General features: G+C 70.8%; 14 protein-coding genes. 5 read left to right on the forward strand and 9 right to left on the reverse strand.

Going from position 1 to position 14280, the window contains the following annotated elements; translation table 11 throughout:
• Positions 1-32: 32 nt before the first annotated feature.
• A complete protein-coding gene (locus tag B9D87_RS21985; protein ID WP_007768386.1) occupies positions 33-863 on the reverse strand; it encodes a DUF2867 domain-containing protein in 831 nt (276 codons plus the stop codon).
• 21 nt (positions 864-884) lie between these two features.
• On the opposite strand from B9D87_RS21985, the gene B9D87_RS21990 reads away from it, so the two are divergent.
• Positions 885-1481 (forward strand): TetR/AcrR family transcriptional regulator, encoded by a 597-nt coding sequence (locus B9D87_RS21990; RefSeq protein ID WP_007768383.1) that lies wholly within the window; start codon positions 885-887, stop codon positions 1479-1481.
• Here the strand turns inward: B9D87_RS21990 and B9D87_RS21995 are convergent.
• Genes B9D87_RS21995 through B9D87_RS22005 form a run of 3 tightly spaced genes read right to left on the reverse strand, consistent with a single transcriptional unit; the run spans position 1455 to position 5229 of the window.
• Positions 1455-3650, reverse strand: a complete 2196-nt coding sequence (locus B9D87_RS21995; RefSeq protein ID WP_007768380.1) for an AAA family ATPase — start codon at positions 3648-3650, stop codon at positions 1455-1457. The genes B9D87_RS21990 and B9D87_RS21995 overlap by 27 nt on opposite strands.
• Complete coding sequence (gene pssA / locus B9D87_RS22000; protein WP_007768378.1) at positions 3647-4510, reverse strand: CDP-diacylglycerol--serine O-phosphatidyltransferase; 864 nt, start codon at positions 4508-4510, stop codon at positions 3647-3649. Before pssA ends, B9D87_RS21995 begins: the two co-directional genes overlap by 4 nt.
• Positions 4507-5229, reverse strand: a complete 723-nt coding sequence (locus B9D87_RS22005; protein ID WP_085977773.1) for a phosphatidylserine decarboxylase — start codon at positions 5227-5229, stop codon at positions 4507-4509. Before B9D87_RS22005 ends, pssA begins: the two co-directional genes overlap by 4 nt.
• Positions 5230-5294: 65 nt before the next feature.
• Here B9D87_RS22005 and B9D87_RS22010 point away from each other — a divergent pair, with 65 nt between their 5' ends.
• Entirely contained in the window at positions 5295-6503 is a 1209-nt protein-coding gene (locus tag B9D87_RS22010; protein WP_007768373.1) for an MFS transporter, read from the forward strand.
• On the opposite strand, the gene moeA is transcribed toward B9D87_RS22010, so the two are convergent.
• The 4 genes from moeA to B9D87_RS22030 all read right to left on the reverse strand — a co-directional run bounded on the left by moeA (position 6500) and on the right by B9D87_RS22030 (position 10052).
• Complete coding sequence (gene moeA / locus B9D87_RS22015; RefSeq protein ID WP_007768371.1) at positions 6500-7705, reverse strand: molybdopterin molybdotransferase MoeA; 1206 nt, start codon at positions 7703-7705, stop codon at positions 6500-6502. The two genes, B9D87_RS22010 and moeA, sit on opposite strands and share 4 nt — an antisense overlap.
• A gap of 20 nt (positions 7706-7725) precedes the next feature.
• Entirely contained in the window at positions 7726-8664 is a 939-nt protein-coding gene (locus B9D87_RS22020) for an SDR family NAD(P)-dependent oxidoreductase (RefSeq protein WP_007768369.1), read from the reverse strand.
• A 150-nt stretch (positions 8665-8814) separates the two neighbouring features.
• Positions 8815-9201, reverse strand: a complete 387-nt coding sequence (locus tag B9D87_RS22025) for an alpha/beta fold hydrolase (RefSeq protein WP_007768367.1) — start codon at positions 9199-9201, stop codon at positions 8815-8817.
• A gap of 356 nt (positions 9202-9557) precedes the next feature.
• Positions 9558-10052 carry a cupin domain-containing protein gene (locus B9D87_RS22030; protein ID WP_007768365.1) on the reverse strand — a complete coding sequence of 165 codons (495 nt, stop codon included), beginning with the start codon at positions 10050-10052 and terminating at the stop codon, positions 9558-9560.
• A 29-nt stretch (positions 10053-10081) separates the two neighbouring features.
• Between B9D87_RS22030 and B9D87_RS22035 the strand changes: the two genes are divergently transcribed.
• The gene (locus tag B9D87_RS22035) at positions 10082-10780 is read left to right on the forward strand and encodes a M24 family metallopeptidase (RefSeq protein WP_007768363.1); all 699 of its coding nucleotides are present in this window, start codon (positions 10082-10084) and stop codon (positions 10778-10780) included.
• Here the strand turns inward: B9D87_RS22035 and B9D87_RS22040 are convergent, their stop codons facing one another.
• Positions 10781-11695 (reverse strand): SDR family NAD(P)-dependent oxidoreductase, encoded by a 915-nt coding sequence (locus tag B9D87_RS22040; protein WP_007768362.1) that lies wholly within the window; start codon positions 11693-11695, stop codon positions 10781-10783.
• Between the two features lie 103 nt (positions 11696-11798).
• On the opposite strand from B9D87_RS22040, the gene B9D87_RS22045 reads away from it, so the two are divergent.
• Together B9D87_RS22045 and groL are read left to right on the forward strand one after the other, a co-directional pair.
• Entirely contained in the window at positions 11799-12371 is a 573-nt protein-coding gene (locus tag B9D87_RS22045; protein ID WP_007768361.1) for a TetR/AcrR family transcriptional regulator, read from the forward strand.
• A gap of 178 nt (positions 12372-12549) precedes the next feature.
• Positions 12550-14175, forward strand: coding sequence for a chaperonin GroEL (gene groL / locus B9D87_RS22050; RefSeq protein WP_007768358.1), 1626 nt, complete (start codon positions 12550-12552; stop codon positions 14173-14175).
• The last annotated feature ends 105 nt before the right edge of the window (positions 14176-14280 follow it).

The following is a 14280-nucleotide window of genomic DNA, read 5'->3' on the forward strand; positions in this document are numbered from 1 at the left end:
GTTGTAGGCAAGAGTGCAGTAAACTGCAAAAACTATGCCTGCACCGCCGGGACGCGAACCCGGCGGGCGCTGCGCCGCATCAGCCGTGGCGCCACGACGCGATGCAGCGGACCGATCAGCGCCCAGGCCGCCGGGGCGGCGATCCGTCGGCGATAGTGCAGGCGGGTGGTGAGCACCGCCCGCCTGCCGTCCTGGCGGCGCAGCGTCAACTCCCCGCGCATCAGCGGCCCGCCGACCGCCAACACCAGCTCGTCGGGATCCGACCGGACGATCGGCCAGCCGATCAGGTGTCCGGAGGACCGGGCCGGACCCAATCGCAACCGCAGCACGTGGCGGTGGATCCACGACACCAGGCGCCCGCCGGCGCCCGGGCTGTCGCCGAGGCCGTCGCGAAAGGTTTGTTCGGCCGTGCGCGCGTCGCCGGCGCTGATCGGCACTTCGAAGACATCCACGTAGTCGGCCGCGGACTCGCCGGTCTGGGCTCGGGCGTCAAACACCGCCGCCGCAACACGTTTGAGGGTGTGCCGCACGACGACGCGGTGCCCGCCGGTGCCGATCACCAGCGCGCGGTAGGCCTTGCCGTGGACGCCGGGGAAGTCCGCCCAGGTGGCCGCCCGCAACCGGGTGCGCGCGGCGCCGTCGAGGGCGTCCAACTCGAAGACCCATCGGTAGACGGCGAACCAGTGGCGCCCCTTGAGCGCGAATCGCGCCGCTGGCCGGGCCTCGTCCAGGGCGAAGCCGAAGGGCACGGTCGTTGGGTCGTGCGGGTCGCGGCACATCACCCGCAGCAGCGCCGCCCACGTGTCGTCGCGGTTGGCGTCGATGGTTATGGCATGCTCATCGATATAGGGTAATCGTTCCATATAGAAGGAATGTACTAGATCATGGCACCCCCGCGGAAGCATGAAACCGATGTGATTCTCGACGCCGCCCGGGCGCTGGTGCTCGACGGCGGCCCGCGCGCGGCCAGCGTGGCCGCCATCGCGAAAGCCAGTGGCGCGCCGGCGGGCACGCTGTATCACCGGTTCGGCAACCGGGACGGCATCCTGACCGCGGCGTGGTTGCGCGCCCTGGACCGCTTCCAGGAGCGCGCGCTGGCGGCCGAGGGCGATACCCCGACGCAAACCGCCGTGGCGATGGCCGTGGCCGCGGTCGGCTTCGCGCGCGCCCTGCCACACGATGCGCGGCTACTGCTGACGATCCGGCCCGGCGACCTGCTCGACGACGAACCCGACGCGGCCTTCCAGCGGACGCTTGCCGCGATGAACGCCCCACTGACGCAGCGCCTCGCGGCGTTGGCCCGCCAGCTGTACGGCAACAGCAGGCCGCGATCCGTCGACGCCGTCGCGCGCGCGGTGGCCGACCTGCCGTACGCCGTGGTGCGCCGCCACGCACACGACGACCCGATGCCGAGCTGGCTGGAAAAGGATGTGGCGGCGTCGGCCCTGGCCGTGCTACAGAGCTTTGGCGAACGCCCGTAGCTCGTCGACCTGCGTGGGATCCAAAGAGGGACGGACGTTTTCACGCGCCGTCGCGAGGTCGGCGGCGGTCACGTCGGTGGCGTCGATGGATCGGCGCATCGCGGTCAGCGCGGCCTCCCGCAGCAGCGCCACGCAGTCGGCGGCGCTGTAGCCGTCGAGCCCGGCCGCCACCTCGTCCAGATCGACGTCGGCGCTCAGCGGGATGGATTTGCCTGCCGTGCGCAGGATCTCGCCGCGGGCCGCGGCGTCCGGCGGCTCGACGAAGACCATGCGCTCCAGCCGGCCTGGGCGCAGCAGCGCGGGGTCGATGAGGTCCGGCCGGTTGGTGGCGCCCAGCACGACCACGTCGCGCAGCGGGTCGACACCGTCGAGCTCGGTCAGCAGCGCGGCCACCACTCGATCGGTCACGCCCGAATCGAAGCTCTGCCCGCGCCGCGGCGCGAGCGCGTCCACCTCGTCGAGGAAGACCAGCGATGGTGCGGAATCCCGTGCTCGCCGAAACAGTTCGCGTACGGCCTTTTCCGAGCTGCCGACCCACTTGTCCATCAGTTCGGAGCCCTTGACGGCGTGCACGGACAGCTGCCCGGTGCTGGCGAGCGCCCGCACGATGAAGGTCTTGCCGCAGCCCGGCGGCCCGTACAGCAGCACCCCGCGCGGCGGCTCGACGCCGAGGCGGGCGAACGTGTCCGGATGCTGCAGCGGCCACAACACTGCCTCGGTCAGCGCCTGTCTGGCCTCGGCCATGTCGCCGACGTCGTCGAGGGTGATGTTGCCGACGCTGACTTCCTCACTGGCCGAGCGGGACAGCGGCCGGATGACGGTCAGCGCACCGGCCAAGTCCTCCTGTTTCAGCTCGGGCGGCCGGCCGTCGGCGCTGGCCCGCGACGCCGCGCGCAGCGCCGCCTCGCGCACCAGCGCGGCGAGGTCGGCGACAACGAAACCCGGTGTACGCGAGGCGATCTCGTCGAGGTCGAGATCGGCGGTGGGCACGTTGCGCAGCAACGACTCCAACAGGGCTTTGCGGGTGCCTGCGTCGGGAAGCGGCAGGCCCAGCTCGCGGTCGCACAGGTCGGGGGCCCGCAGCCGGGCGTCGAGCTGGTCGGGCCGCGCCGAGGTGGCGATCAGCGCGACGCCCTCGCTGGCGACCGCGTTACGCAGCTCGCCCAGGATCAGCGAGGCCACCGGCTCGGCGGTGGCCGGCAGCAGCGCGTCGACGTCGGTGATCAGCAGCACGCCGCCGCCGTCGCGGACGGTCTGCACCGCCGACGCCACGGCCTTGAGCCGGTCCTCGGCGCCCAGCGCGCCGACCTCCGGGCCGTCCAGCGTGACCAGCCTGCGGTCGCCGCACACCGCGCGCACCAGCGTCACCTTGCCCACCCCCGCCGGCCCCGACACCAGCACGCCGAGGTTGGCGCCGGCGCCCAACGTCTTGAGCAGGTGCGGTTCGTCGAGCGCGAGCTTGAGCCATTCGACCAGCTTGGCCGCCTGCGGCTGAGTGCCTTTCAGTTCTTCGACGACCATCTCCGGCTTGGCGACCTCGACCGAAATCCGCGGCGCGGCACCGGCGCCGGGCGGCACGCCGGCGCCCCAGGTGACCAGCGAGTTGGGCTGCACGCTCACCGGCCCGTCGGGGTCGACGCCGGTGACCGTGAGCAGCTCCGAGGTCCAGCTGATGCCGACCGCGGTGGCCAGCGCGCGGGTGGCCTCCGACGTCGAGGTGCCCGGGCCCAGGTCGCGGGGCAGCAGCGACACGGCGTCACCGACGGTGATCACCTTGCCCAGCAACGCTTGTCGCAGCGTGACCGGCCTGATCGACTGGCTGGCCAGCGCCGAGCCGGACAGGGTCACCGACCGCGCGCCGTAGACGGTGACGGTGCCGACCACCACCGCGGTGCCCTCGCGCAGTCCCGCGTTGGACAGCGTCACGTCGTCGAGCAGCACCGTGCCGACCGGCGTGTCCGGGCCGGCCAGGCCCGCGACGGCCACCGTGGTGCGCGAGCCGATCAGCGACACCGCATCCCATTCGCGAATGCCAAGTGCGGCAATGGCATTCGGATGCAGTCGAACGACACCGCGGCGGGAGTCGACGGCGGAGGTGTTGAGCCGGGCGGTCAGCGTGAGCTGACGGGCCGATCCGGCGCGGTGTACGTCGTCGCCGGAGCGACTCACGGCAAGCGCCTGCCCGGCTTGCGCAGGCCCAGCCGCGCCACCGACCGGCGGTTGGGCTGCGCCCGTCGAATCGCCCGCCGCGCGGCGCGGCGTTGCTTGGGTGCGTCGTCCCACGCCTCGGGGTGCGCGGCCAGCCAGCGCGAGTTGCGGATGGCGAACGGCACGTGGCACAGGTAGGCGACGATGATGACCCAGATCAAGACGTAGGGCGCCAGCACAGCGGCCGCCGCGCAGATCGCCAGGACCGCCAGCAGCGGCGCCGCCCAACTCGGCGGCACCGCGACCGCGTGCATCTTGCGCATCGGGATCTTGCTGACCATCAGGATCGAGGTCCCGGTGATCCAGATGCACAGGAACAGCGGCGACGTCCACCAGCCGTCACCGAACTGCAGCTTGAGTCCGATGAGGCCGATCATCGAGATCGCGCCGGCCGGTGCGGGCATGCCGACGAAGAACTCGTGCGCGTAGGACGGCTGGCTGCCGTCGTCCTGCAGGGCGTTGAATCGCGCCAGCCGCAGCACCACGCAGACCGCGTAGAGCAGGATCACCACCCAACCAGCCGGCGACGTGGTCAGCAGCGTCACGTAGAGCACGATCGCCGGGGTCACACCGAAGTTCACCGCGTCGGCCAGCGAGTCGATCTCCTCGCCCATCCGCGACTGGGCGTCCAGGATGCGGGCCACCCGCCCGTCGAGCCCGTCCAGGATGGCGGCCGCCGCGATCAACGCCATCGCGGCCTTGGGCTGGTGTTCCAGGGCGAACCGGATCGACGTCAGCCCCGCGCACACGGAGAGCACCGTCATCGCGCTCGGCAGGATTTGCAGGTTGACCGCCGGCCGTCCGCGCGGCTTGCTGATCATGGCAGCTCGGCCAGGACGGTCTCGCCGGCGATCGCGCGCTGGCCCACCTTCACCAGCGGCTCGGAGCCCGGCGGCAGATAGGTGTCCAGCCTGGACCCGAACCGGATCAGGCCGTAGGTGTCACCGATCGACAGCTTGTCCCCGACGTGCGCGTCGCAGATGATCCGGCGGGCCAGCAACCCGGCGACCTGCACGGCGACCACGTCCGCGCCGCTGGCGGTGCGCAGGTGCAGGCTGGTGCGTTCGTTCTCGGCGCTCGCCGCGGCCAGGTCGGCCGAGCCGAATCGGCCCGGCTGGTGCTGCACGGCGATCACCTCCCCGCTGACCGGCGCGCGCTGCACGTGGGCGTCCAGCAGCGACAGGAAGATGCTGACCCGCGGCAGCGGCGCGTCGCCCATGCTCAGTTCCGCGGGCGGGGTGGCGAAGTCGATCACGCAGATCTCGCCGTCGGCGGGCGCGACGATCGCGCCGGGCCGGCTGGGGGGCACCCGCGGGGGATGACGGAAGAACCCCGCGCAGGCCCCGGCGGCCAGCAGGCCCGCCCGCCGCACCCATCGGTGCCTGCGGCCGACCAACGCCAGCGCCAGCCCGGCGCCGATGAACGGCCGCCCGGCCGGATGCACCGGTGGGACCGCCGAGCGCACCAACTCCAGCGCGTGTTGCGGGCTGAAGCCCGGGTCCGAAGCTGAGGGGCCGATAGTGCGGGGGCGTCGTGCCACGCGGCCATCTTACGGAGCGTGCGGCTGATTCGTAGACGCCCGCAGAGGGAACGCTCTGCGTCGACATGCAATCGAACGATCGGCGGGCGACACCGTTGCGCCGGGCGAAGGCCACGGTCACCGCCGTCTTCGTCGCGCACGGTCTGGTGTTCTCCTCCTGGGCCGCCCACATTCCCCACGTCAAGGCCGAACTCGGCCTGTCCGACGCGGCGCTGGGCACCGCGCTGTTCGGCGCGCCGCTGGGATCGGTGGTGGCCACGCTGCTCAGCCACTGGGCTCTGCCCCGCTGGGGGAGCCATCGGCTGATCCCGGTCACGGTGGCCGGCTATGTGGCGGCCGGGGCGACGGTGGGGCTGTCCGGATCAGAAGCCGCGCTGTTCGGGGCGCTCGCGCTGTGGGGGCTGTTCCAGGGGGCGCTGGACGTCGCGATGAACACCCAGGCCGGCACGGTCGAGCGGCTTGCCGGGGCGCCGATCATGGCCCGATTCCACGGCATGTGGAGCGTCGGGACGTTGGTGGGCGCCCTGATCGGTGCGGCGTGCGTCGGCGCGGGCGTGGGCCTGACCGGGCAGCTGACGGTGCTGGGGCTGGTCGTCCTGATCGCGGTGGAACCGCTGGCCCGCCACCTGATGCCCGACGCGGCCGATCCGGTCGCCGCGTCGCCGGGGGCGGGTCGGGGCAGGCGGGCGTGGATGACGCCGGCGGTGGCGATCCTGGCGGCCGTGTCGTTCGCGTCGTTCCTCTGCGAGGGCGCCGCCACCGATTGGTCGGCCAACTACCTGCGCGACGTGATCGGCGCGGGCCCGAGCGTCGCCGCGCTCAGCTACGCCGCCTACACGTGCGCGATGGTGATCACCCGGTTCGGCGCGCCCCGGCTGCATGCCCGGGTGTCCAGCCGCCGGCTGCTCCCGGCGCTCGCGCTGCTGGCCGTCGCGGGCATGAGCGTCACGCTGGTGGCGGCCAACGCCGTTGTCAGCGTGCTCGGTTTCGCCGCGCTGGGCGTCGGCGTGGCGCTGCTGGTGCCCACCGCCTTCAGCGCGGCATACGGCGCGAGCGGGGCCGGGTCGGCGATCGCCATCGTGGCCGCGACCGGTTGGCTGGGCTACCTGCTGGGGCCGCCGCTGATCGGCCATTTGTCCGGCCGGGTGGGGCTGTCGGCCGCACTGGTCACCATTCCGGTGATGATGGCGATCGTCGGCATCGCGATCCGCTGCTCCCCGGCCTTCGGCAGGGCCGACGAGTTCCACCGCGACGTGGCCACGCCCGCCGGCTAGCGCAGATCCCAGACCTGCAGGCGGGTCCCCTCGGGCACCTCGACGACGTCCTCGGGGATGTCCAGCAGCCCGTTCGCCGACGCGAGCCAGCGCAGGTGATGCGACGCCGGCGGCCCGTAACTGGTGACCGTGCTGGCGTCGTCGCTCAGCACCGCGCGCCGGAACTGACGCTTGCCGCGCGGCGACGCCAGCGACTCGGCGAGGACAGCGGTGCGGTGCGGACGGTCGGGGTCCGGCAGGCCCATCGCCCTGCGCAGCGCGGGCCGGATGAACACCTCGAACGACACCAGCGCGCTCACCGGGTTGCCGGGCAGCGTGACGATCGTCGCGCCGGCTACCCGTCCCACGCCCTGCGGCATGCCCGGCTGCATGGCGACCTTGACGAACTCCACACCCTGGTCGCCCTCGCGCCCGAACGCGTCCTTGACCACCTCGTAGGCGCCGGCGCTGACGCCGCCGCTGGTGATGATCAGGTCGGCGTCGCCCGCGTATCGGTCGATGATCGAACTGAATTGGGCCACTTCGTCTTCCGCGGTCGCGACGGCGACCAACTCGGCGCCGGCATCGCGCACCGCCCCGGCCAGCATGATCGAGTTGGACTCGTAGATCTGCCCCGGCCGCAGGGCGGTGCCCGGCGTCACCAGCTCCGAGCCCGTCGAGATCACCAGCACCCGCTGGCGCGGGATCACCGGCAACGCGGCGATGCCCAGTGCCGCCGCCAGGCCGAGCACCGCCGGCGTCACAACCTGACCCCGGCGCAGCACGGTGGTGCCGGGGGAGACGTCCTCGCCGGCGCGGCGGATGTGCCTGCCGGCGTCGCGGGGCGCGCGGATCGCCACCACGTCCACGCCGCCGTCGGTGTCCTCCACCGGAACGACGGCCGTCGCCCCTGCCGGCAGCGGCGCCCCGGTCATGATCCGGTGCGCCGTACCGGGCCGCAGCGTCAGTTCGTCGGTGCGCCCGGCCGGAATGTCCTCGGCGACCGGCAACAGCACCGGCCGTTCGGGCGTGGCACCCGACGTGTCCTCGGCGCGCACCGCGTAACCGTCCATCGCGGAGTTGTCGAAGACCGGCAAAGCCAGCTGCGCCACCACGTCTTCCGCCAGGACCAGGCCTTGGGCCTCGGTGAGCGGCACCGCGGCCGGCGGCCGGGCGCGAATCAACTCGGTGACGACCCGCTGATGTTCGGCGACTGAGCGCATCGGAGCCATTATCTCCCGGGTCAGACCGGGAAGCTGACGCCGGTGAGCTCTTCGGAGACCGCCCAGAGCCGGCGCTGCGATTCCTCGTCGTGGGACTGCGCGCTGGACTCGACCAGCTTCGGGCGGCCACGTTGCTCGAGGAAGCCGGCCGGGCCGTAGTACTGCCCGCCCTGCACGGCCGGATCGGTGGCCGCCCGCAGTGTCGGCAGCGCGCCCATGGCCGGGCTCTGGAACAGCACCGGACCCAGCACGGCCTTCAGCGGCCGGAAGACGCCGGGCAGGTTGCGGGCCAGCTCGGTGTTGGAGCCGCCCGGGTGCGCCGCGACCGCGATGGTCCTGGCGTCGGCGTTGGCGGCCAGCCGCCGCTGCAGCTCGTAGGTGAACAGCAGGTTGGCCAGCTTGGATTGCCCGTAGGCGGCGATGCGGTCGTATCCGTGTTCCCACTGCAGGTCGTCGAAGTGGATCGCGGCCCGCAGCCGGTGGCCGAGGCTGCTGACCGTCACCACCCGCGAGTCCCGCACCGACAGCAGGTTGTCGAGTAGCAGCCCGGTCAGCGCGAAGTGGCCGAGATGGTTGGTGCCGAACTGCAATTCGAAGCCGTCCGCGGTGACCTGCTTGGGCGTCCACATCACCCCGGCGTTGTTGATCAGCAGGTCGATGCGCGGGTAGGCCGCGCGCAGCGCGTCGGCGGCCGAGCGGATCGCGTCCAAAGAGGTCAGGTCCAGCTGCTGCAGCGTGACGTCCGCGCGTGGGCTGGCGGCGACGATGCGCGCCAGCGCCGCGTTGCCCTTCTCCAGGTTGCGCACGGCCAGCACGACGTGCGCGCCGCGGTAGGCCAGCACGGCGGCCGTCTCATAGCCGATGCCGGTGTTGGCGCCGGTGACGACGACGACGCGGCCGCTCTGATCCGGGACGTCGCCCTCTGACCAATTGCGGTTCTCTGTGTCGTTGGAAGCCATGGCCCAAAACATACTCATCGGCGTCCGACCGCGCCGGGTCGGGCGACGGCCTCCCGAGGGGTCCTCGCCGGTCCCGGTATCGGCGCGGCCGCGAAGAAAACCGTTATCCGGACGGCGATTTGCTGGCGTTCGGCAAATTGGCCGGCCGCTTCACCGCGCCGACGTCGCCATCTGCCCGCGGACCCAGGCGATGATCTTCGGCACCACCTCGGGCGCCTTGCTCATGGCGACGTGGCCGGTGCCCTCGATCAGGTGCACCTCGGTGTTGCGGCGGCGACGGAAGTCCGGGGTGTCGGACTGCGGGATGAAATAGTCGTCGGCCCCGTTGATCACCAGCATCGGCGAATCACTGTGCCGGGCAAGAAGATCGGAGCGGCTCAATCGCTCCATGCCGGCGCTGAGCTCGTCGAGGTTGGGGGAGAAAAGGCCGTCGCGGCCATCGGCCCCGGCCTGCAGCGCTACGTCAACGGCGACCTGACGCCGGCGGCGTAGCAACGGCAGCCGGGCGGGGTCGTCGGCCCGCAGGGCGTGCCGCACGGGGCCGTCGGGCCATCGCGGGAGGCGCGAGGGACAGGCGAGCCCGGGCTCGGTCGCGGTAGCCCCGCCCGCCGCGCTGATAGCCGCTGACCCGGAAGGTGCCGCGTTCCGGCGCGGCCACCGCCGCCGCTGGGCGCGGCCGAAAGTCCGGTGTGCTCCGGGGTTTTGGGCGTTTGATCCGCAGGCTGATCATCACCGGCGCGCTCATCGACCAATCGATTCTTTGCCGCATCCAGGCCGCAGCCCGCTTCGACGGCTGTCTTGTCCGCACGGCCACACCCTACGCGCACCGCTCCGGGAGCGGTGCAAAGTCCAGAAACGTTACGGCTGAACAAATTTCAGATTAATGCAAGGGTTTACTGCACCCAGAAATTATCGTGGCGGATGAACCACTCCCGCCGCTCTTCGTCGGTCATATCGGCCAGGGCCGCAAAGCCTTCGAAGTAGGCCTCCCGCGGTGCGCCGGGTGCGAACAACATCAGAACCGACGCCGGCTCGTCGGCCTCGTTGCGAAAACCGTGCACGCCGCCCGGCGGCACGTAGAGGAAGTCACCCTGATGTCCGTCGGCCCATTGCGTGCCGTCGTACAGCTTCATCGTCCCGGACAGGACGAAGAACGCCTCGGACATGGCGCGGTGGAAATGCGCCGGGGGCCCGCCGCCGGCCGGGGCGATGTCGACCCGGTACAGGCCGTAGTCGCCGGCGGTGTCCTGTTGGTTGGCCAAATAGTGGTACTTGACCCCGGACGTCTCATAGTCGGGCGGCTGATCGGCCCGCTTGAGCCAGGCGCTGATCTCCGGTTCGTCTTTGGTGTATCGGGGTGGTGGGTAGGGCGGCACGACGAGGGACATGCTTCCAGTGTGCGCATAGCATCGCCGGTGTGGACCGATCGACCGCCGAGGACGTTCGCGTGCACCGGCTGCTGGACGCCGAGCGCAAAGCCGCGCAACTGTTCGACGAGATCGAGCGGCGCGCCATGATCCGCCCCGGGCTCGCGGAAAAGGAACTCTCCGACCAGATCCACGACCTCGCCGGCGAGATGTTCGGGGTGACCCGGCACTGGCACCGGCGGATCGTGCGGGCCGGGGAGAACACGCTGCAGCCGTTTCACGAGCGCCCGCCGGATCGCACGATCGCCGACGGTGACATCGTCTTCCTCGATCTCGGCCCGATCTTCGAGCAGTGGGAGGCCGATTTCGGGCGGACGTTCGTGCTCGGCGACGACCCGCACAAGACGGCCCTTCGCGATGCGCTGCCACGAGTCTGGGCGGCCGGGCGCGACCACTTCGCCGGCCATCCCGAGATCACCGGCGCCGAGCTGTTCGACTACGTCGTCGGGGTGGCCCGCACCGAGGGCTTCGAGTGGGGCAGCCCGATCGCGGGCCATCTGATCGGCGAGTTCCCGCACAAGAAGATCGCCGGCCCCGGCGTCGAGTGGATCATCATGCCCGGGTCGAACAAGCCGATGCGCCGCACCGATCCGCGCGGCCGCACCTGCCACTGGATCCTCGAGATCCACCTCGTCGATCGCCCGCGCGGCTTCGGCGGCTTCTACGAGCAGCTGCTCGATGTGGGATAGCTAGTCGAGCGGATAGACCACCCCGGTGAGCTCCTCGGAGACGGTCCACAGCCTGCGCTGCGCGGCGACGTCGTGCGACCTTTCGCTGGACGCAACGACTTTCGGGTGGCCCTGCATTTCACCGAGGCCGTCGGGCCCGTAGTACTGACCCCCGAGCACGCCAGGATCGGTCGCGGCGCGCAGTGTCGGCAGGGCGCCCATAGCCGCGTCCTGCGAGATCAGGCCGAACACCGGAGTCACGACGCGCTCAGCAAGCGGCGGCAGGTTGCGGGTGAGCTCGGTGCGCGAGCCGCCGGGATGGGCAGCCACCGCGATCGTCGTCCCCTGCGGTGCCAGCCGCCGCTGGAGTTCATACGTGAACATCAGGTTGGCCAGCTTGGCCTGCCCGTAGGCCGCAATCCGGTTGTAGCGGCGCTCCCACTGCAGGTCGTCGAAATGGATGTCGGCGAGGATGCGGTGGCCCAGGCTGCTGACGGTCACCACCCGGGAGCCGGCGACCGGCAGCAGCCGGTCCAGCAGCAGCCCGGTGAAGGCGAAGTGACCCAGGTGGTTGGTGCCGAACTGCAGCTCGAAGCCGTCCTTGGTGGTCGACTTCGGCGTCCACATCACTCCGGCGTTGTTGATCAGCAGGTCGATCCGGTCGTGCGCGGACCGCAGCTGCTCGGCCGCGGCGCGGACGGAGTCCAGCGAGGTCAGGTCGAGCTCCTGCAGCGCGACGTCGGCGTCTGGGCTCTGGGCGGTGATGCGCGCGGCGGCGTCCTTGCCCTTGTCCAGGTTGCGGACGGCCAGCACCACGCGGGCGCCGTGGTCGGCGAGCGCCAGGGCCGTTTCGTAGCCCAGGCCCGTGTTGGCTCCGGTGATGACGGCGACCCGGCCGGTCTGGTCGGGGATGTCCGCGGTGGTCCATTTGGCCATGGGAGGCTCCTTGAACTTGTAGAGTAAACGGGGCGGGCGCTCCGGTTGACTGTCACTATACGGAACGCACGCCCCGCTTTGTCAACCGCGGAGGAGTGAACAGATGGCGCAACCCGCACGGCCGTTGCGCGCCGACGCGGCGCGCAACCGGGCCCGCGTGCTGGACGTCGCCTACGACACCTTTGCGGCCGAGGGCCTGTCGGTACCCATCGACGAGGTCGCGCGCCGGGCCGGTGTCGGGGCCGGCACCGTCTACCGGCACTTCCCGACCAAGGAGGCGCTGTTCCAGGCGGTCATCGAGGACCGGATGCAGCGGCTGGTCGACGACGGCCGCGCCCTGCTGGATTCCGTCGGACCCGGCGAAGCGCTCTTCGCGCTGCTGCGGTCGATGGTGCTGCACTGGGGCGCGGCGGATCGCGGACTGGTGGACGCGCTGGCCGGATTCGGGATCGACATCGCCACCGCTGCGCCCGACGCCGAGGACGCGTTCCTGGCGATGCTCGACGAGCTACTGCGAGCCGCGCAGCGGGCGGGCACGGCACGCCAGGACATCAGCGTGCGCGAAGTGAAGGCGATCATGGTCGGGTGCCAGGCGGCGGAGGCCTACAACCCGGACTTGGCCGAGCGGGTGACCGACGTCGTCGTCGACGGTTTACGCGCTGGGCGATCGGGCTGACCTCTTCTTGCACTCGGCATAGGCGAGTGCTAAGAATGACTTGGCACTCGCGACCAGCGAGTGCTAGGTCGGGACGGTGAGGCCAGGGCCGCGTCAAGCGGGGGACACCTAGCCGTCCGTCGCGGGCACTGCACCCGGCCAGAACGTGTCATCCCCAATCCGGAGGAATCACTTCGCAATGGCCAAGACAATTGCGTATGACGAAGAGGCCCGTCGCGGCCTCGAGCGGGGGCTCAACGCCCTCGCCGACGCGGTAAAGGTGACGCTGGGCCCCAAGGGCCGCAACGTCGTCCTGGAGAAGAAGTGGGGTGCCCCCACGATCACCAACGATGGTGTGTCCATCGCCAAGGAGATCGAGCTGGAGGACCCGTACGAGAAGATCGGCGCCGAGCTGGTCAAGGAAGTCGCCAAGAAGACCGACGACGTCGCCGGTGACGGCACGACGACGGCCACGGTTCTGGCCCAGGCGTTGGTCCGCGAGGGCCTGCGCAACGTCGCGGCCGGCGCCAACCCGCTGGGTCTGAAGCGCGGCATCGAGAAGGCCGTCGAGAAGGTCACCGAGACCCTGCTCAAGTCGGCCAAAGAGGTCGAGACGAAGGACCAGATCGCTGCCACCGCGGCCATCTCCGCGGGCGACCAGTCGATCGGCGACCTGATCGCCGAGGCGATGGACAAGGTCGGCAACGAGGGCGTCATCACCGTCGAGGAGTCCAACACCTTCGGCCTGCAGCTCGAGCTCACCGAGGGCATGCGGTTCGACAAGGGTTACATCTCGGGCTACTTCGTCACCGACGCCGAGCGTCAGGAAGCCGTCCTCGAGGACCCCTTCATCCTGTTGGTCAGCTCCAAGGTCTCGACCGTCAAGGACCTGCTGCCCCTGCTGGAGAAGGTCATCCAGGCCGGCAAGCCGCTGCTGATCATCGCCGAGGACGTCGAGGGTGAGGCTTTGAGCACCCTGGTCGTCAACAAGATCCGCGGCACCTTCAAGTCGGTGGCCGTCAAGGCCCCCGGCTTCGGTGACCGCCGCAAGGCGATGCTGCAGGACATGGCCATCCTCACCGGTGGTCAGGTCATCAGCGAAGAGGTCGGCCTGTCGCTGGAGAGCGCCGACGTCGCCCTGCTGGGTAAGGCCCGCAAGGTCGTCGTCACCAAGGACGAGACCACCATCGTCGAGGGCGCCGGTGACTCCGACGCCATCGCCGGCCGGGTGGCCCAGATCCGCAGCGAGATCGAGAACAGCGACTCCGACTACGACCGCGAGAAGCTGCAGGAGCGCCTGGCCAAGCTGGCCGGCGGTGTTGCGGTGATCAAGGCCGGGGCCGCGACCGAGGTCGAGCTCAAGGAGCGCAAGCACCGCATCGAGGACGCGGTCCGTAACGCCAAGGCCGCCGTCGAGGAGGGCATCGTCGCCGGTGGTGGCGTGGCCCTGCTGCACGCGACCCCGTCGCTGGACGAGCTGAAGCTCACCGGTGACGAGGCGACCGGCGCCAACATCGTCCGCGTGGCGCTCGAGGCTCCGCTGAAGCAGATCGCCTTCAACGGTGGTCTGGAGCCCGGCGTCGTGGCCGAGAAGGTCCGCAACTCGCCCGCCGGTACCGGCCTGAACGCCGCCACCGGTGAGTACGAGGACCTGCTCAAGGCCGGCGTTGCCGACCCGGTGAAGGTGACCCGTTCGGCGCTGCAGAACGCGGCGTCCATCGCGGGCCTGTTCCTCACCACCGAGGCCGTCGTCGCCGACAAGCCGGAGAAGGCGGCCGCACCCGCGGGCGACCCGACCGGTGGCATGGGCGGGATGGACTTCTAAGTCCACGACTCAAGTACGGGAAAGCCCGGCCCCCACACGGGGCCGGGCTTTTTCGTGTCTGCCGGTTCCTTGTGCCCCAGCCGCACCACCCGCCCCTGGAAGGTT

It is taken from the genome of Mycobacterium colombiense CECT 3035 (assembly GCF_002105755.1).
GTDB classification, from domain to species: Bacteria; Actinomycetota; Actinomycetes; order Mycobacteriales; family Mycobacteriaceae; genus Mycobacterium; species Mycobacterium colombiense.